This window comes from Seohaeicola sp. 4SK31, assembly GCF_028802875.1.
In the GTDB taxonomy this organism is placed as follows: Bacteria; Pseudomonadota; Alphaproteobacteria; order Rhodobacterales; family Rhodobacteraceae; genus Seohaeicola.
On record NZ_JARAMP010000014.1, the window covers coordinates 76,843 to 94,681 of the forward strand.

14 protein-coding genes are annotated in these 17,839 nt (G+C 63.2%); 3 read left to right on the forward strand and 11 right to left on the reverse strand.

Annotated features, from left to right (window positions below):
* Nucleotides 1–36 precede the first annotated feature (36 nt).
* Together PVW27_RS13105 and PVW27_RS13110 are read right to left on the reverse strand one after the other, a co-directional pair.
* A complete protein-coding gene (locus PVW27_RS13105; RefSeq protein WP_274558379.1) occupies nucleotides 37–2,019 on the reverse strand; it encodes a hypothetical protein in 1,983 nt (660 codons plus the stop codon).
* A gap of 96 nt (nucleotides 2,020–2,115) precedes the next feature.
* Entirely contained in the window at nucleotides 2,116–4,272 is a 2,157-nt protein-coding gene (locus PVW27_RS13110) for a hypothetical protein (RefSeq protein ID WP_274558381.1), read from the reverse strand.
* Nucleotides 4,273–5,184: 912 nt separating this feature from the next.
* Between PVW27_RS13110 and PVW27_RS13115 the strand changes: the two genes are divergently transcribed.
* Nucleotides 5,185–5,847 carry a helix-turn-helix transcriptional regulator gene (locus PVW27_RS13115; protein WP_274558382.1) on the forward strand — a complete coding sequence of 221 codons (663 nt, stop codon included), beginning with the start codon at nucleotides 5,185–5,187 and terminating at the stop codon, nucleotides 5,845–5,847.
* Nucleotides 5,844–6,362 carry a hypothetical protein gene (locus PVW27_RS13120; RefSeq protein WP_274558384.1) on the forward strand — a complete coding sequence of 173 codons (519 nt, stop codon included), beginning with the start codon at nucleotides 5,844–5,846 and terminating at the stop codon, nucleotides 6,360–6,362. The genes PVW27_RS13115 and PVW27_RS13120 overlap by 4 nt, the downstream gene beginning before the upstream one ends.
* Nucleotides 6,363–6,373: 11 nt before the next feature.
* Here PVW27_RS13120 and PVW27_RS13125 read toward each other — a convergent pair whose 3' ends face one another.
* From PVW27_RS13125 to dctP, 7 genes are all read right to left on the reverse strand, one after another.
* Nucleotides 6,374–7,714 (reverse strand): ABC1 kinase family protein, encoded by a 1,341-nt coding sequence (locus PVW27_RS13125; protein WP_274558386.1) that lies wholly within the window; start codon nucleotides 7,712–7,714, stop codon nucleotides 6,374–6,376.
* 144 nt (nucleotides 7,715–7,858) lie between these two features.
* Nucleotides 7,859–9,739, reverse strand: coding sequence for a bifunctional sugar phosphate isomerase/epimerase/4-hydroxyphenylpyruvate dioxygenase family protein (locus PVW27_RS13130; RefSeq protein ID WP_274558389.1), 1,881 nt, complete (start codon nucleotides 9,737–9,739; stop codon nucleotides 7,859–7,861).
* Nucleotides 9,736–10,578 carry a shikimate dehydrogenase family protein gene (locus tag PVW27_RS13135; RefSeq protein WP_274558390.1) on the reverse strand — a complete coding sequence of 281 codons (843 nt, stop codon included), beginning with the start codon at nucleotides 10,576–10,578 and terminating at the stop codon, nucleotides 9,736–9,738. Before PVW27_RS13135 ends, PVW27_RS13130 begins: the two co-directional genes overlap by 4 nt.
* 5 nt (nucleotides 10,579–10,583) lie before the next feature.
* Complete coding sequence (locus PVW27_RS13140; RefSeq protein WP_274558392.1) at nucleotides 10,584–11,021, reverse strand: type II 3-dehydroquinate dehydratase; 438 nt, start codon at nucleotides 11,019–11,021, stop codon at nucleotides 10,584–10,586.
* A 20-nt stretch (nucleotides 11,022–11,041) separates the two neighbouring features.
* On the reverse strand, nucleotides 11,042–12,334 hold the full coding sequence (locus PVW27_RS13145) for a TRAP transporter large permease (protein WP_432762078.1): 1,293 nt from the start codon (nucleotides 12,332–12,334) through the stop codon (nucleotides 11,042–11,044).
* A 2-nt stretch (nucleotides 12,335–12,336) separates the two neighbouring features.
* On the reverse strand, nucleotides 12,337–12,852 hold the full coding sequence (locus PVW27_RS13150) for a TRAP transporter small permease (protein ID WP_274558394.1): 516 nt from the start codon (nucleotides 12,850–12,852) through the stop codon (nucleotides 12,337–12,339).
* A 61-nt stretch (nucleotides 12,853–12,913) separates the two neighbouring features.
* A complete protein-coding gene (gene dctP, locus PVW27_RS13155; protein ID WP_274558396.1) occupies nucleotides 12,914–13,909 on the reverse strand; it encodes a TRAP transporter substrate-binding protein DctP in 996 nt (331 codons plus the stop codon).
* A 205-nt stretch (nucleotides 13,910–14,114) separates the two neighbouring features.
* Between dctP and PVW27_RS21565 the strand changes: the two genes are divergently transcribed.
* Nucleotides 14,115–15,503, forward strand: a complete 1,389-nt coding sequence (locus PVW27_RS21565) for a GntR family transcriptional regulator (RefSeq protein ID WP_338019956.1) — start codon at nucleotides 14,115–14,117, stop codon at nucleotides 15,501–15,503.
* A 65-nt stretch (nucleotides 15,504–15,568) separates the two neighbouring features.
* Here the strand turns inward: PVW27_RS21565 and lpdA are convergent, their stop codons facing one another.
* A complete protein-coding gene (gene lpdA, locus PVW27_RS13170) occupies nucleotides 15,569–16,945 on the reverse strand; it encodes a dihydrolipoyl dehydrogenase (protein WP_274558397.1) in 1,377 nt (458 codons plus the stop codon).
* Between the two features lie 11 nt (nucleotides 16,946–16,956).
* Nucleotides 16,957–17,832 carry a 2-oxo acid dehydrogenase subunit E2 gene (locus PVW27_RS13175; RefSeq protein ID WP_274558399.1) on the reverse strand — a complete coding sequence of 292 codons (876 nt, stop codon included), beginning with the start codon at nucleotides 17,830–17,832 and terminating at the stop codon, nucleotides 16,957–16,959.
* Nucleotides 17,833–17,839 lie beyond the last annotated feature (7 nt).

The window sequence follows — 17,839 nt, forward strand, 5'->3', positions numbered from 1 at the left end:
TCCGGTCGCGGCGGAAACTGTCTGGTATTGTCCGGCTCAGGCCAGCATGGTCTGCATCACGTCCACCGTTCCGGGGTTGTCGTCGATCTGGATGCCCGGCCCGCACTCGTCCACGGGCGCGGGCGCGATCATGTCATCGACAAGAAAGGCCACGGCCTCGTTGGCGAGCTTGTCCATCTGCACCCCCGCAGGCGGCGCGCAATCGTCGATCAGTTCGGCCTGATAGATCAGCGCGTCGCTATAAGCCTCGCCCCCCGCCATGACGGTGGAATCAAGCCCTTCCGAGACGATGCTGGCCGCATTGATCTGGGCGTTGGACCCCGACGTGACGGTGACTTCGGACCCGGCGGCAGAGCTGAACATGTCCTGGATGAAATGGATCTGATCCGAGTCGCCCAGATAGTTGAACTGTTCGATCACGCTGGTCTGGATGAGATCGCCCGAGATATAGAGCACATTCAGCGCCGCGTTCCCCGCGAACATCGCATCCTGCGCCACATCGGCCGAGATGGTCTTTGCGCCGTTCGCCAGGTCGTTCATGGCCTGCGAAAAATGGTCCGGTTTGTCCGACAGGCTGTCCTTGCCGGTCGTCGTGATGGCGGCGGTATTCAGTTGCAGATTGTCGCCCGCATGCAGGCTGGCCCCCGCAGGGACCGCGCCATCCACCTTGTCCTGATCCAGAAGCACATTCACCTGCGTGATCTGGTTCAGCGTGACCATGCTGCCACCGATCATGATCAGGTCGTAGTGAAAGCCAAGGTTCAGGATCAGGGTTTCGTTGAAGACAAGGTTCTCGCCGGTGCCGATATAGGTGGCGGCCCCCGAGAACTTGACCTCGACCCGGTCGTAATCCGTTGTGAAGATATGCTGCTGCACCCAGTTCATCAGCATCAGATCGCCATCAAGCCGGGTTACGTTCCAGAAGGACGGCAGGCCATCCTCCTGATTTTCGCCCATCTTTCCGGCGTTCTTGTCCACCGCCACCGAGGATGTCTGCTCAAGATGCGCGATGTTGAGCGAGGTGGACGGGGCGGGCGCGGTCTGATCGGCAAGGTCCGACGCCTCGATCCGCAGGTTGACCTGCGAGATGACGTCCAGCCGCAGCACATCCTGCGCCACGGCGATCACAGGGGCATCGACCCAGACGGATTTCAGCACGGTTTCGTTGATGACCCGGTTGCCGCCGGTGACGACCGCATGTCCGGGGTCCACCGCGAAGGGACCGGGATCGTGATCCGTCACGCCATCGGATGCGATCGGCGTCTCCTCCGTCTTTTCCTCGGGCTTGAGGAAGGTGGGCATCAGATCCTCGATCGTCGGCGCCTCGTCCACACGCGCGCCGTTGATGATGATCCCCTCGGCGTCCTCGCCGCGCAGGATCACGGTTGTCAGCCCCTCGACCTCGGGGGCTTCGGCCTGGGCCATGGTTTCGGCCATCTTCTTGGCGGCGATCAGCACGTCGCCGTCGCCGGGGCCCCAGATCCATGGGTCGATCAAGGTCAGCGTCTGCGCCAGTTCGCCCAGATCCTGCAACAGGGTCAGGAACAGCGCGGGATCGGTGAAATCGGCGATGCCCTCGAACATCAGCACATCATTGTCCGCCAGAAAGGCCGTCTGCGCGATGGCCATCACGATCGAGTTCGGCATGATCTCGACCATCGTGCCGGTGATGGTGATCCCGGCCAATGACAGGATGGAGATGACGGGCGCGTCAGCCTCGACCGGCGCTGCGGACTGGGACGCGGGTTCGCTGTCCAGCGGTGCCAGAACGGCCATCTTGGGGGCCGCCGGTGGCGGTGTCTCTTCGGGCTGATCCTTGGCCTTGGAGGCCGTTTTCAGCTTATTCTCTTTCAGATCGTGTTTGCCCGCGAATGGGTCTTCCTTGAGCGGGTCCAGCTTGGTTTCGTCGGCCTTGACGCGGAAGGATTCATAATCCAGCCGCAGTTTTGAGGCCTCGATCTCAAGGTGGAACAACCCCGCGAAATGGGCGATTTCCTCGCTGATGCGGTCAAGTGCCATGCTCTGATCCCCCGACGTCGCTCATCGCACCGGCTGGTGCGGTGCCTTGGTGGTGTGGGGCCGGATGCGCCGGCCCCACACCGTGATATCTTCGCCTCAGAGGTCGTCGTCGCCGACCACGGAGGAGGACAGCGAGCCACCCACAACAGTCATGTCGACGCTGTTGCCCAAGACATTGGCGCCCATCACAATGCTCTGGTTGAAGGCTGTCAGGTTCACCGCTGCTGCGGCCGAGGCATAGGATTCGCCGGTCACGAAACCATCGTCCCCATTGCCCGATCCCCATGAGCCGCCATTGCCGCCTGCACCGCCTGCGCCAGTGGTGGCCGTGCCACCCCAGCCGCCGACCGCGTCACCCAGCGAGGCTGCACCACCGGTGGCATCGCCCCCCATGATGTCGCCGCCCAGGCCGCCAGTTGCACCGGCCATGCCAGAGCCGCCACCTGTGCCGCCAGTCGTGCCGACGGTGCCGGTCACGCCGGTGGAGTTGCTGGCGTCGTCATCGGACCAGCCGCCGCCGCCATAGCCGGCGATTGCATCGGCCATGCTGTCGGCGCTGCCGTCGATGTCGCTGGTGGCGAACACCTGGGCCAGACCACCATCGCCGCTGTCGGCGGCCGCATCGCCAGCGCCATCGGCTGCGGCATCCGAAGTTGCCTCGGATGCGTTGGCCGCCGCACCGCCAGCGGCGTCGCCGCCCGTGCCAGCCCCGGTGCCGGTGCCGTTCGAGGCTGCGTCGGCTACGCCGCCGCCGCCTGCTCCGCCATCGCTGTCAGCGTCGGCCATGCCGTCGGCTGTCGCATCCGCATCACCTGCGGTGGAATCGGTTGCGCCAACATCGCCGCCGTTGGAGCTGCCGCTGCCCGAGCCGGTGCCGGTGCCTGCTGCGTCGCCGGATGTGGCGCCGCTGCCGGAGTCACCGCCCTCGGCATTGGCCAGCGCCGCAGACAGCAGACCGCCGCCCAGCGTTCCGGCCAGAGCGCCCGCCGGGCCGCCAGTGGACTGGCTGTCGGCATCGGATTCAGCGCCGCCCAGACCTGCGCCCAAACCAAGCGCGCCCGAGTCGCCGCCCGTGCCACCATCGGCATCGGCGTCGGTATCGGCATCCGCGTCCGCATCCGCATCTGCGTCCGCACCCGAGCCGCCGCCGGTGCCGCCACCGGCCAGCGCACCTGCGCCGGACAGGCCAAGGCCAAGACCGGCACCATCGGCGCCCGCGTCTCCGCCATCTGCGTCAGATGCCTCGGAGCCAGCGCCGGACAGACCGACGGCCAGACCAAGCCCAAGGGCACCGGCATCGCCGCTGTCGCCGCCGTCGGCATCCCCGTCCTGATCGCTGTCCGCGTCATTCTCGGCACCAGAGGCCGCGATTGCGCTGCCACCGGCACCGCCGCTGCTGTCGCTGTTCGTGCCAGCCTCGCCAGAGGCCAGACCCAGTGCCGAACCACCGATGGTGTTGGCATCGCCCGCGTCGCCGCTATCGGCATCCGCATCGCCGCCATCGCTGTCGCCGTCTGTGCCGGTTGCAGCAAAGCCGCCAAGGGCTGCGCCGCCTGCGGCGTCACCGCCATCGGCATCCGCGTCACCGCCACCTTCGGCACCGTTGGACGACACGCCGATACCCTCTTCAGCCGAGGCACGGCCGCCGGTCGCATCGCCGTTCTGTTCAAAGGTGCTGTAGTTGCCGACCGTGGGTGAGTCGAGGCGGTCGTTGTCGGTCAGGTTGTTCGACTGGCCGATGGCGAAGGCGTTGGAGTTGCCCGCGCCGAAGGTCAGATCGTTCAGCACGTCGCTGAGGTCGACATCATTGCCGGGATCGTATTCCAGATCACCGGACACCGCGTAGACATCGTCGATGGACGCGTTGCCGGTCATGTCGATGTCGACGAAATCGTCATCGCGCGGAATCCACTCGCCACCACCGAAGTCGATATTCACTTCATTGGCGTTCGAGTTGTCGTTGTTGCCGTTCTTGTTGTCGACGGTCTGACCCTGGATCTGGCCCTGGTCCTGATCCGAGGTCTGACCCTGTTCCGTGGTCTGGCCCTGAATCTGTCCCTGATCCTGATCCTGATCCTGTTCCTGATCCTGTTCCGTTTCGACATCCGTTTCGACGTCGGTGCTTTGCTCCTGCGCTTGCGCGTCAAGCTCCACATCCGCCGAGGCCACGAAAACCGTGGTGTCGAAATCGGCGTCGATCTCGTCGATGTTGACGTCGTCGATCATGAAATTGTTGTTGCGATTGGTGCTCATGGCACTGGTCCTCCAGTTTGCCCGGCTGGCCACCAATCATCTCAAAAGTGACTACTGCCGGGCATGGTTGGGTTTCAGGTATCGTCTGTGCCGGGCTGGTGTGTAGGTACTGCCATACCAACAGATCGGCCCGTCTCTTGCGGTCGTGTCCGTGGTCCTCCTCCGTCTGGGTGCAGGGCCTTGTCGTCCGGATCGGATGATCCGGGCGCTGGCCGCTGCGGGCCGGTGGTTGCGTGATGCGTGCAGGCCGATCCGACCGATTGAAATGAACTTTGTGCAATGTCCGCCCATGACGGGGCGACATCTGCAGGGTCCCATCCCATCAGGGGATTCGGAAGTTGGACAAAGGATTAGGGGGATGTTAAGTCGATGATTCCGAACAGATTTAACGATTGATCCCTTTTAGGAAACAGTGAGTAGTCAATTTAGAGTATATCTTTTTTCGGGGTTCAGATGGTGAGGCAACGCGGCATTTCCTGCACGAACGGGTATGCCGCATTTGCCGAACAAGTTTCCGTAACGGCATGATCTTCAATGCTATTCCAAAGGACAGGCTGTGCGTTGGAATAGTAATGACACAAGGCGAGCTTTCCTGAGCGCGGCCGGGACCGCCCGTCAGAAGGGACTTCCGGGCTGCCATAATGTCACCTTAATCGTTCGGCTAGTTCCGAAGCCTAGCGAAATGTCGTATAGGTTTGACTGGATATTGGTGAGATGGAGTATCCGAAGCTGCCATTTTTTTGACATATTCTGCGTTTGGCGACCTTGGGGGGTACCATGTTTGAACGCGAGACCAGAGATGCTGCGGGTATTAGCAACCGCAGCGGTTCTACTGACGTTTTCATTTTCGTTGGTGGGGCCCTAGTATTTCCGAACTCGATCCTGCGCATTGCGGAGCAGGAGGCCGGGGGGGTGCATGCGCTGCGGCTCGATACATTGCGCGAGTTGCAGTCATTGGCACGCGACCGGACATTGACCGTCCGAAAAGTCTTTTTTGACGACCGCATGGCCACGGATGTATTGCGCAACTTCGACCGCTACCGCGCTGATTTTCCTGACGCGGATTGGATCCTGGCCTACCGGGAACAGAGCGTGGCGCGGCGTCTTCTGGACGAACGGGCGCAGGCACCGCGTCTGGCGGACATCCTGTTGCTGCCGATGACCCTGCCGATCTGCCCGTGGTCCTCGATGCTGCGCTTGGTGCTGGCCGGACAGTTCATCGCCTCGGGCGATCTGATCGGTCCGGCAGCCTCGCCACAGGTCAAGGCCGCCCCGCCGCCTGCGCCACGACTTCAGATGCAGGCCGAGATAGCGGCCGAGTCGGGAGAGACAGCGGTCATGACCGATTCTATAGCGGGGCTTCCCCATTCGGACCCCGGATTGACCCGTCGCGAGAAAGAGGTGCTGGCCCTGGTCAGCCAGGGCGGGCGCAACAAGACCATCGCCCATACAATGTCGCTGTCCGAACACACGGTAAAGCTGCATCTGCATAACGCGATCACCAAAATCGGCGCGCGCAACCGGACCGAGGCCGCGACATGGTATCTGTCCCGTCAGTTGGGAGAGGGGCGGTGAGTCTTCAAAAACCAGTCGCTTCAGCCCCGCAACCCGCAGATTTTGATGAGATTCTGCTGTTGGTCGGGCGGCTGAACTATACCTGGACCAATACGGAAAGTCTGTTGCTGCATCTGATTGCGGGCCTGTCCGGCACCACAAAGGATGTGGCCATCGTGATCTTCCTGACATTGAACACCACACGCGCGCGGGTGGATCTGGTCGAGCGTCTGGCCAAGATGGATCATCAGAGCGCCGAGGAACGTGATGCGGTGCTGAACCTCACACGATCCCTGATGAAGCTGTCAGGGGCGCGCAATCGCTTCAACCATTGCATCTATGCCTTTGATCCGGAAGGCGGGCCGCCGAAATCCATCCTGATGCGGATTGCGGATCGCAAGGACGGGATCCGCATGGGGCAGACCTTGGATCTGGATGCGGCGGCGATTGACACGATCCGTCAGGCGATTGCCGATCTGGCCCGGATCAATCAGGAAATCTGGTCGCATATAGCCCGTTTCGACTATCCCTCCTGACCGGCTGACGCTCAGGCTGCGGCATTGGCCTGTCTGTAGCCTTCCACCAGGCGATTGACCGGCACGCGCGCCTTGAGTCGGGCCGCTACCATGTAGATCCCCGCGATCTTGCGGTGCAGGAACATTGTCTCGGCCGGCGGCACATGGGTCAGATCCCGGTCGCGTCCCAAGGCCAGACCCATATCGCGCAGCCGTGTCACCAGATCGGAAGTGCCGAAATCAAAGGGCGCGCGCTGGCGCAGCGGGATCATGGCCAGATCGAACATTTCGAGGATCAGGTCGCGCTGACGGGGCAGGGTGGTGGCGTCGATATAGCCGATGCGCAGCATCGCCGCCTCAATCGCCATCCGGTCGCGGCCCAATGCGGCGTCCAGCAACTGCCTGAAATTCTGGGTCAGGTCGGGGCCAAAGCGGGTGACCGCGCCGAAATCCAGCAGGACGATCCGCCCGGTCGCGGGATCAAGGCGGTAATTCGCCAGATTGGGGTCGGTCTGCATGGTGCGGAAGGTGAACAATTCGCGCAGGACCAGTTCAATCAACCGCCTGGCGGTCTGGTCCCGCTGGTCTTGTGGCGCTGCCAGCAAAGCATCAAGCGGCTGGCTGTCCACATAGCTCATCGCCAGAACCTGCGGGGTGCTGAGGTCAGGGTGGAGCGCGGGCAGGACGAAGTCGGGGGAATCCGCCAGCATATGTCCGAACGCCGAAAGATTGCGGGCTTCGGACTCGTAGTCCGCTTCGGCGTGCAGCTGACGGCGGGCATCCTCCAGCATCGGGGACAGGTCCACGCCCCGCGGCACCATGCCCGAGACGCGCAACAGGGCCGCGATATTGTCGATGTCACTGTCGATGCTGTCGCGCACACCGGGATATTGCACCTTGATCGCCAGATCGCGGCCGTCATGGGTGCGGGCGCGGTGGACCTGCCCGATCGAGGCTGCCGCGAAGGGGCGCACGTCAAAGCGGGCAAAGCGCCGCCGCCAGTCCGGCCTCCAGGCGGAGTCCAGCACATCGCGCAGTTGAGCAGGTGGCATGTGGCGGGCCTCGTCGCGCAGGGCGGCAAGGATCGTCGTCATCTCGGGGGGCAGCAGCACGCCGGGGTCCATGGACAGCATCTGTCCCATCTTCATGGCCGCACCGCGCATCTTGCGCAGGTCACGGGTCACGCGGGCCGCTGTTTGCGGAGTCAGCAACATCTGTTGCAGGCGCGGACGCTCGCCCCGTGCCATCTGACGCAATCCGCTTGCCGCCATGTCACCCATCAGGCCCGTGGTCATGCCGCCAAGACGCAGCATCCGACCCAATCGACCCTCGGGCACGGGGGCGGCGTCCGGGTCGTCGTTCCATACTGTCATCCCGATATCCCCCGACTTGCTGTTGCGGGTGACATGGTTCAAATCCCGCGCGCGACCAGAGGGGTCGCAGGGGAAACCGATCCGTGACCGGACTTTGCCTCTGTGCGGCTCTGGAAGTGCGATGGCGACGGGGGCAGTTCCGTCTCAGTGTTTCGGGATTGTCACCGGTTTGCGCAGACGCGCTTGCGCCGCTATGCGGAACGGGGCATTGGGGGCGCCATAGCCGTCGTATCGGCCTGTGCGCTGAACGATCTCGAAGAACAGGCCGTCACCGAAAGGACGACTGTAAAGCTGGAAAAACTGCCCGGTCTCATCCTCATCATACAGGATGTTGCCTGCTTTCAGGCGGTCCAGCAGAGCGGCGGGCAGCGCATAGCGCGCGTCCAGATCATCATAGTAATTCGCGCCGATGGGCAGCACGGCAAAGCCGTTATCCGCCAAGGCTTTTGCGGTGGCGAAGATGTCATTGCAGGCAAAAGCGATGTGCTGCGTGGCCGCACCGAAGCTGTCCGCCAGAAACCGGGTGGCAAGGGTGCGCCGGGCTTCTGCCCCGTTCAGGGTGATGCGCAGCCCGCCGGATTTGACCGCTTGGCTGCGCACAAGGCCTTCAGGGTCGGCCACGTCGACCATAGCGGCCTTTTGTCCGTCCAGAAGGGCAGTATAGAACTGAGTCCAGCTCAGCATCTCGTCGAAGGGCATGGTTTGCGAGATGTGATCCACGGCTGTCAGCCCTGCGCCGGGGCTGGCATTCTCAACTGATGTGAAATCCACATCCCACAGACGTCCGAGGTCGCTGTGGTCATCCAGCAGGCGCAAGAGGCTACCGCCGACACCGCGCAGGGCGGGGATGTCCAACTCTCCGGGGTTCGGGCCGTCGCCGAAAGGCTCGGCCAGCAGGGCCTTGCCCCGCGTGAAGGTCTGGCGGGCATCGGGGACGACGATGGCGATCTCGCTGACGCAGGTGCCGTGGCTGAGGAAGGCGGAATGGGCATAGCCCTGTCGTTCCGTATTGACGAGAATATTGACCCCATTCTGCTGGAAACGCCGCACGTCTTTCGACAGGTGCTGTCCTGTCAATCGGAACCCGATGGTCTGCAAAAGCGCTTCAAGCTGCGGCGCTTCGGCGGGCGACGTCACGAATTCGATGAAGGCGACACGATCGACGGGCGCAGGGGCGGGCATTGTGGACAGACCTGCGGACGGGCCGGGTTCTGCGCGGCGCACAGCATCCATCAGGTTGATCAGTGATCTGTGCCCGTCCAGCGCCACCAGCCGGGGCAGTCCCGCACGGAACTGGTCGTTGAAGACTTCAAGGCTCAGCGGCCCGTCATATCCTGTCGCCAGAACCGCGCGCAGGAAAGCGGTCACGTCCAGATCTCCCTCGCCGGGCATGCAGCGGAAATGGCGCGACAGGTAGAGCAGGTCCATACGGATCGCAGGGGCGTCGGCCAGTTGCACGAAAAAGATCTTCTCGCCGGGGATGCGGCGGATGGTGTCCGGGTCGATGCCCCGCGCCAGCGTGTGATAGCTGTCAAGGATCAGGCCGATCTGCGGATGATCGGCGCGGCGCACGATTTCCCATGCGTCGCGGTGATCATCGACATGCCGTCCCCAGGCCAGCGCCTCATATCCGACGCGCACGCCGTAATCTGCCGCGACGGCACCCAGATCTGCCAGATCTTCGGCCGCGCGGTCGATCCCGCCCAATGATTGCGGATGAACGGAGGAACAGATCAGCATCAGATCGGTGCCAAGTTCGTTCATCAAGGCGAACTTGCGCCTTGCGCGGGTGAAAGCGCGGGCGCGCAGCGGGTCGGGCAGGCCTTCGAAATCGCGGAAGGGCTGGAACAGCAGCACCTCGAGTCCATGATCGCGCACCATCTGTCCTGCCGCGCGCGGTGACAGGTCGGAGGCGAGGAAATCCTGTTCGAAAATCTCGATCCCGTCATAGCCTGCGGCGGCAATCGCCTCCAGTTTGGTGGCGAAATCCCCCGCGATGGAGACGGTGGCGATCCCGGTTTTCATGCAGCTACCCGTGCGGTCAGATCGGCACGGAGGCGGGTCTCGTCCAGCGGCAGGCCCGCGAAGAGATGCCATGCGTCGACGCCCTGGCCGATGAACAGCTCGTAACCCGATATGGCGGTCAGGCCCGCAGCGGCCGCGTCCGACAAAAAGGCCGTGTTGACTGGCGTATAGACCGCGTCGAAGGCCCAGCCCCGCGCGGGCATCGCATTGCGGGGTAGTGGGGTGCCATCGTGCCCGACCATGCCTACGGGGGTGGCGTTCAAGACCCCCTCGACCCCCTGCGCCAGATCCGCCGCCGACTGCCCCAGCGTAATGGGCAGGTCCGGGAAACCGGCGCGCAGGGCGTTGGCCAGTGCTCTGGCGCGGGCGCTGTCCAGATCGGCGATCCGCAGCTCTGCCGCGCCCAAGCCCGCCAGTGCGAAGGCCAACGAGCGGCCCACGCCCCCGGCCCCGATCAGCAGGACGACGCCGGGCGAAAGATCCCCCCGCGCCGCGCGATAGGCGGACAAGAAGCCGGAATAGTCAGTGTTGAACCCCTCGGGCTGGTCCTTGCCGAACAGGACCGTGTTGACCGCCCCCATGGCCTGCACCAGTGGGTCGGTAATCCGCACACGCAAAGCCGCCTTTTCCTTGTAGGGATAGGTCACGTTGATCCCCCGATAACCCGCCTGCGCCACGTGGTCGAACAGCGCATCGAAGGGCTTGCCCATCTCGCGCGGGACCAACCTGTCATAGGTCACATCGATCCCGTGTTGTGCGCCTGCCAAGCGGTGCAGCAGCGGCGCGCGCGACGCGCCTATATTGTCGCCGATCAACCCAAGCAGAAGGTGGCGTCGCATCCGGACTACTCCGCCGTCATGCGGCAAGCCGCCTCAACCGCGCTGCGGTAGCCCTGCGGACCAAGGCCCGCGATCACGGCCGTTGCCACTTTGGACATCAAGGAATGCTGATAGACTGCGTCGCGGCGGTGGATGTTGGTGATGTGCAATTCGATCACCACGCCCGGGAACATCTTGAGCGCATCCATGATCGGCACGGATGTGAAGGTCAGCCCGGCGGGATTGATCACGATGGCGGCGGCGCCGGTGTCGATGGCCTCGTGAACCCAGTCGATGATCTGGTATTCCGCGTTGGACTGGTGAAAGACCACCTCGCGCCCGTCTGCCGCGGCCCGGCACATCCGTTCGATTTCGGCCAGGGTCGTGTGGCCATAGATCTCGGGCTCGCGGGTGCCAAGCCGGTTGAGATTGGGGCCGTTGAGGATGTGGATTGCTGCGGACACTGGATTTGCCTTTCTGTCGGTTAGCCCTGATATCCGAACTGCCGCGGCAGCCAGAGAACCAGATCGGGGAAGAGGGTCAGCACCACCAGCACAAGGATCAGTGATCCGATGAAGGGCACCAGATCCGCGAAGATATCCTTAAGGCGCGCGCCGGTGATGCTTTGCATGATGAAGATCAGCAGCCCGTAAGGTGGCGTGATCAGGCCGATCATGATGTTGACCACCGCGACAACACCGAAATGCACTGGGTCGATGCCCAAGGCCGCAGCGGTGGGAATGAACACCGGGACGATGATCAGCAGGATGGCCGTGCCTTCCAGCATCGCCCCCAGCAGCAGCAGGACGATGTTGACCATGATCAGGAATTGCAGCGGTGTCAGGTTCCAGCCTTCGAGATAGACCCGCAGGGTCTGCGGGATATTCTCGGCGGTCACCACATAGTTGAAGACCAGAGCCCCCGCGATCAACATCCCGATCGAGGCCGAGGAGCGTGCGCCGGCGGTTAGTGCGTTATACAAGTTGCGCGGCGTGATTGACCGATAGAGCAGCGCCGAAACCACGAAGGCATAGGCCGCCGCGACAGCCGCCGCCTCGGTAGGGGTCATGGCTCCCGAATAAATCCCGCCCAGCAGCACCACAGGCATCAGTAACGCCGGAAAGGCGCTTGCCGTGATCCCCGGCAGATCGCGCAGCGGGGTCGGGGCTTCGACCGGGAAATTCTGGCGGCGCGACTGGATCACCACCAGCACCATCAGCATCAGCGCCATCAGGATGCCCGGCAGAACCCCTGCCAGAAACAGAAACCCGATCGAGGTGTTCGACACGAGTGAATAGAGGACCATGGGGATGGAGGGCGGCACGATGGGGCCGATCACGGCGGAACTGGCGGTCAGGGCTGCGGCGAAACTCCTTGTATAGCGACCGTCGCGCGTCATCATGTTGGCGATGATGCGTCCGGTGCCGGCCGCATCCGCAAAGGCCGAGCCTGACATGCCGGAAAAGATCAGGGATTGCACGATGTTCACATGGGCCAGCCCGCCTCGGAAACGCCCGACAAAGGCATTGCAGAAGCGCAGCAGCCTGTCGGTCATCGAACCCGTGTTCATCAGTTCCGCCGCGAAGATGAACAGCGGCACGGCAAGGATGACATAGCCAGTGAACATGCTGTTGAGCAGGCGTTCCGCGACCAATCCAAGGTCCTGTCCGCGCATGTAAAGATACATGATCGAGCCCGAGATCATCGACAGGCCGATGGGCAGGCCAAGCAGAGCCAGAAGGCAGATCACGACCAGGGCGGCGGAGAAGGGGTCCACGCTCAGCGCTCCTTGTCGGACAGATCGGAGGGGGCGGCCGGATCATGCCCCCGCAGGGCGCGCACAGCCAACCAGAGATAGCGCAGGATCACGGCCACCGCAAAAAGGATGTAGATAGCGTAAAGCCAGTCATAGCGGATGCGAAGGTAGGAGGTGCTTTGCACCTTCATGAAGGTGACGTAGTCCCAGACAGCCGGAAGCGACAGCAGGAAAAGTCCCACCACCCCGGCGGCGGATATTACGGTAAATACACGGCGCAGCCGGGCGCTGACCGAGCCGTAGATGATGTCGAAGCGGATTTCCTCGCGTTCGCGCAGCACGAATGCCGCACCCCAGAGAACGAGCCAGACCCACATCACCGAACTGAGTTCAGAGGCCCAGCCCGACGACCAGTTGAGCACATAGCGAAACAGGATCGTGATCAGGAAAGACACGAACATCACCGCCAGCATCAGCGCGGCCACCGCCTCGGCGGCAAGGCCAAGCCAGCGGAATATCCGGCGTGCGGTCTGTTGCATGGGAAAACCTTTTCGTGATCGACGGAGACCAGCCACCTGACCGGTCTCCGCGGCAGTGGGATCAAAGAGCGTTGATCCGGTCGACCATGCCTGCAGGCCAGTCGGCCGAAAGCGGCGAGTTCAGATACTTCTCCTGCGCATAGGCGCGGAAAGCATCCACATCGGGGGTATAGACCTCAAGCCCCTCGGCCCGGAAGAAATCGGCCAATTCGGCCTCGCGCTTCTGATGCTCGGCGGCAGACCATGCCATCGCCTCATCGGCGGCGGACTGGAAGGCTGCTTGCTGCTCCGCGCTCATCGCGTTCCATGCCGAAGACGAAATCGTCAGCAGGTCGAAGGCCACCAGATGCGAGGTCAGCGCGATCTGAGACATCACTTCATAGAACTTCATGTTCTGCACGTTGGGCAGCGGGTTGTCCTGTCCGTCGATGGCCCCGGTCTGAAGACCTGTATAAACCTCGGCATAGGCCATGGCGGTGGGGTTGGCGCCGATCGACTCGCCCAGGAACTGCCACGCCTCGCCGGGCGGCATCCTCAGACGGATGCCTGCCAGATCGGCGGGGGTGTTGATCTTTGTCTCGGGCTTCAAGCCCAGATGGCGCGAGCCGAAATAGGTCGGCCCCAGAATGTGAATGCCCAACTGCTCTTCGGCCATGGCCTTCATCTCGGCGCCGGCATCCGAGGCGAAGAAAGCTTGCAGGTGCGCGGGGTCGCGGAACAGATAGGCCGAGGTCAGGATCGACCATGCCGGAATCTGGTTGGCGATGTCCTGCGGCGCGATGTTGCCCATCTCAAGGTTGCCGCGTTGCAGGGCGACCAGTTCTGTGCCCTGCCCGAACAGGGTGCCGCCGTAGTGCATTTCCATCACGGCCAGATCGGCGACGCCCTCGGCAAACCGCTCCATCATGCGGGCACGGATGTCCTGATCCGAGAAAACCGCCGAAAAGCGCAGCGTGGGTTTGTCCTGTGCGGCCGAACGTCCCGCCGTCAGGCTTGCGGCCAGCATGGCCGCGGCGCCCGTCATCAACATGGCACGCCGTGTAAGGTTCAGTTTCATGATGTCCTCCCTCATGTCCATCGCAGGTGCGGGCAAGGTCCAGCCCAACAGAGGTCGAGACTAAAACCTATAATTTCTAAATCAACCGTATATTTTAACAAAAGATGATATTTGTGATAATATCATCTTTTCTTGGCGGTTGTCTGATCTTACCCTGCATGAGACAAGAGACAGGACACTTCTCTGGCCGCAGTTCAGGGGCAACATGATCGACACAGCCAGCGAACATACCTACCGCGCGATTCGGCAGGACATCATCCATGGCAAGCTTGCGCCCCGCATCAGGCTGCGTCTGGACAGCCTGCGCGAGACTTATGGCGCCAGCGTCAGCACCCTGCGCGAGATCCTGAACCGCCTGACCGGCGAGGGGCTGGTGGTCGCGGAAGGGCAGAAGGGTTTTTCTGTTACACCCGTCTCGCAGCACGAGTTCGAGAAACTTGCCGAGTTGCGCGAACTGTTCGAGACCCATGCCATAAGACGGGCCTTTCAGAACGGCGATCTGGAATGGGAGGGGCGCGTGGTCGGTGCCCACCACATGCTCCGCGTTATCGAACAAAGGATGCAGACGGGCGATACAAGCAATGCGACGTTGTGGAAGCAGTATGACAAGCGGTTCCACCATGCGCTGATCTCGGCCTGCGGGTCCGAGGAGTTGCTGAGCGCCCATTCTGCGGTTTTCGACAGGTATCTGCGGTATCAGATCATCGCGGTGATCTTCCGTGGTGCTCCGGCCGCCGCGGAACATCTATCCCTGCGCGATGCAGCCCTGACACGCGATGCCGATCTGGCGGCAAAAGTGCTGCACCAGCATATCAGTGCTTGTGTCGAACATACGGCCGAGGGTGGCAAGCTGGAACGTGGCGGGCCCGAGGACGGCGATGATCACGACCCCACCGAAGAAACCGTGGCCGGGTCGATCTGGCGCAGCGTGCGACGCGATATTCTGAACGGGACACTGGCCCCTATGCAAAAGCTGAAACTGGACGGGCTGCGCGACAGATATGCCGCGTCGGTCAGCACGCTGCGCGAGGTGCTCAGCCGTCTGGCGACCGAAGGGCTGGTTCTGGCCGAAGGGCAGCGCGGTTTCGAAGTCGCGCCGATTTCACCCGCGAATTTGCGCGAACTGGCCGAGTTGCGCCTGCTGATCGAAGGGCAGGCGCTGACGGATTCATTCGCGCGCGGCGATGTCGAATGGGAGGCGCATGTGATGGCCGCCTATCATCGCCTTGTGCGGATGGAAGAACGGATGCGGCAAGGTGACCGAAGTGTCGTGCAAGACTGGAAACGCTTTGATTGGGAATTTCATCAGGCCCTGATCAGCGCCTGTGGGTCAAAGGTGCTGCGACAGTTCCACGGCGCGAATTTCGACAAATATCTCAGATACCAGATGATCGCGCTGTCGTTCCGGGGCGATGTCGCATCCGTCGAGCACCGCGCCTTGCTGGACGCCGCAATGGCACGCGATGCCGCAGCCGCCCGCACCATCCTGCAACGCCATTTGATGGGGGGCGTTGAACACGCGCTGGCCAGCGGCACGATTGGAGAGGGCTGCGTGTCCTCGGCCCCCACGGATGCACCGCGCAAACCGTCGTGAGGAGCGGCGAGCAGGTGGGTTGACGGGGAAATCCTGCTTGCAGGATCACGCCGGCGGCCCCGTTCTTACAGATCCGTTAGCATGCCCAAGGCTCTTTCCGCGGCGAAGGCAACTGTCTCGGATAGCGTCGGATGGGCATGAACGGTCAGGGCGATATCCTCGAGCGTCGCCCCCATCTCGATCGCCAATGTGACCTCGGCAAGCAATTCTCCGGCGTTGCGCCCGACGATCGTGCCACCCAGGATGCGGTGGCTGTCAGGATCATAGATCAGCTTGGTCAAGCCGTCACCACCGCCCGAGGCAAGATTGCGGCCGCTGGCTGCCCAGGGAAAACTGGTAGCCCTGACCTTGCGTCCCGCGGCCTTGGCCTGATCCTGCGTGAGGCCGACCCATGCCAGCTCGGGGCTGGTATAGGCGACAGAAGGGATCAGCACAGTATCCAGCGCGGCCCGATGGCCTGCGACCACTTCGGCTGCGATATGGCCCTGATGGGTGGCGCGATGCGCCAGCATGGGGTTGCCCGTGACATCCCCGATGGCGAAAACATGCGGCTGGGCCGTCCGGCCTGCAGCATCCGCCGCGATCACGCCGCCGGTGGGCGAGGGCAGGCCCGCACGTTCCACATCAAGCCCGTCCCCATTGGCGCGTCTGCCCACGGACTGGATGACCGCACCTGCCTTGATCTGCCCTGCAAAACGACCGGTGCAGGTCAATGTAAGGGCGGTCTTGCTGGCCTTGACGGCAGTCACCCTGGTGTCGGTATGGATCGTCACGCCCTGCGCTTCGAGGGCGGCGTGCAGGATCGCCGTTGCCTCGGGGTCAGCGCCGGTGGCGATCTGTCCGGCCAGTTCGATCACGGTCACTTCCGCCCCCAGGGCCGCGTAGATCGTGGCCATTTCCAGCCCGATGATCCCGCCCCCCACGATGGCCAACGCCTTGGGCACCTCGCGCAGTTCCAGCGCGGCGGTGCTGTCCCAGATACGCGGGTCCTCCGGCCAGTCAGGCAAGCGGACAGGCGACGAGCCGACGGCAATCACCACCTTGTCGAAATCGAGCGTGGTCCCGTCGATACTGACGCTATGCGGAGCAGTGAATTGCGCCTTGCCCTGAAGCACCTTGACCTTGCGCTTGCGGGCAAGACCCTGCAGCCCGTGGGTCAGGTTGCCGACGATATGGTCTTTCCGGGCCCGCAGCTTGTCCAGATCCAGCTTTGGAGCGCTGAATTCCACGCCCCAGTCGGCCATATGTGCCGCCTCACGGATCACTTCGGCGGCGTGCAACAGGGCCTTGGACGGGATGCAGCCCTCGTTCAGGCAGACGCCCCCCAGTCGGTCGCGGGCATCGACAAGCGTGACGGACAGGCCCAGATCGGCGGCACGGAACGCGCAGGCATAGCCGCCCGGCCCCGCGCCGATCACCAGCAGATCGGTGTGATCGGTCATGATGGCCTCCCTCAGATCAGCATGTTGCGCGGATCCGCGATCAGCCCGCAGTAATGAGCCATGAACCGCGCCGCATCCGCGCCGTTGATCACGCGGTGGTCATAGGACAGGTCCAGCGGCACCATCGGCACGGGGCGCGGGGTGTCGCCGTCCCAGACAGTCACGGTTTCGGTCCGGGTGACCCCGAGGATCGCCACTTCCGGCGGGTTGACGATGGGGCTGAAGGCTGTGCCGCCGATGCCGCCCAGATTGGTGATCGTCATCGAGGCGCCGCCCATCTCGTCGGGTTTGATCTTGCGGGCCTGCGCGCGCGCGGCCAGATCCGCAATTTCGGCCGCGATCTGCCACAGACCCTTGCGGTCGGCATCGCGGATGACCGGCACCATCAGGCCGTGCGGAGTGTCCACCGCAATGCCGATATGCACATAGTCCTTGAGGATGAGCCGCTGTCCGTCGGCGGACAGCGAGGCGTTGAAGCGGCCGAAGCGCCGCAGGCTCCGCGCAAGGGCCACAACGTGAAAGGCCAGCGCCGTCAGCTTGACGCCGCGCGCCTCGGCCTCGGGTTTGAGGGATTGGCGGAACGTCTCCATCGCGGTGACATCGGCCCGGTCGTGATGGGTCACCGCCGGGATCAGGGATTGCGCGGCGGCCATGTTGCGCGCGGCGACTTGCGCGAAACGGCTCATCGGTTCTTCGGAGACGGGGCCGTATTGCGCGTGATCCACATCCCAGAAGGCTGTATCGGCGGCTTGCGGTGTGCTTGGCGTGCGATCCAGATCTTCCGGGGCGATGGTCGTGCGGCCAAGGCTCTTGGCCAGCGCGGCGATATCGACATTCTTTTCCCGTGCAAGGCGGCGGGTCGAGGGGCTTGCGATAATCTCTGTCATCGTGGTC

Excerpts from the sequence above, each read along its gene's own strand:
- dctP (WP_274558396.1), bottom strand. The coding sequence starts at position 13,909 with ATGAAACTGAACCTTACACGGCGTGCCATGTTGATGACGGGCGCCGCG.
- PVW27_RS13110 (WP_274558381.1), bottom strand. The coding sequence starts at position 4,272 with ATGAGCACCAATCGCAACAACAATTTCATGATCGACGACGTCAACATC.
- PVW27_RS21565 (WP_338019956.1), top strand. The coding sequence starts at position 14,115 with ATGATCGACACAGCCAGCGAACATACCTACCGCGCGATTCGGCAGGAC.
- lpdA (WP_274558397.1), bottom strand. The coding sequence starts at position 16,945 with ATGACCGATCACACCGATCTGCTGGTGATCGGCGCGGGGCCGGGCGGC.
- PVW27_RS13175 (WP_274558399.1), bottom strand. The coding sequence starts at position 17,832 with ATGACAGAGATTATCGCAAGCCCCTCGACCCGCCGCCTTGCACGGGAA.
- PVW27_RS13125 (WP_274558386.1), bottom strand. The coding sequence starts at position 7,714 with ATGACAGTATGGAACGACGACCCGGACGCCGCCCCCGTGCCCGAGGGT.
- PVW27_RS13150 (WP_274558394.1), bottom strand. The coding sequence starts at position 12,852 with ATGCAACAGACCGCACGCCGGATATTCCGCTGGCTTGGCCTTGCCGCC.
- PVW27_RS13130 (WP_274558389.1), bottom strand. The coding sequence starts at position 9,739 with ATGAAAACCGGGATCGCCACCGTCTCCATCGCGGGGGATTTCGCCACC.
- PVW27_RS13105 (WP_274558379.1), bottom strand. The coding sequence starts at position 2,019 with ATGGCACTTGACCGCATCAGCGAGGAAATCGCCCATTTCGCGGGGTTG.
- PVW27_RS13135 (WP_274558390.1), bottom strand. The coding sequence starts at position 10,578 with ATGCGACGCCACCTTCTGCTTGGGTTGATCGGCGACAATATAGGCGCG.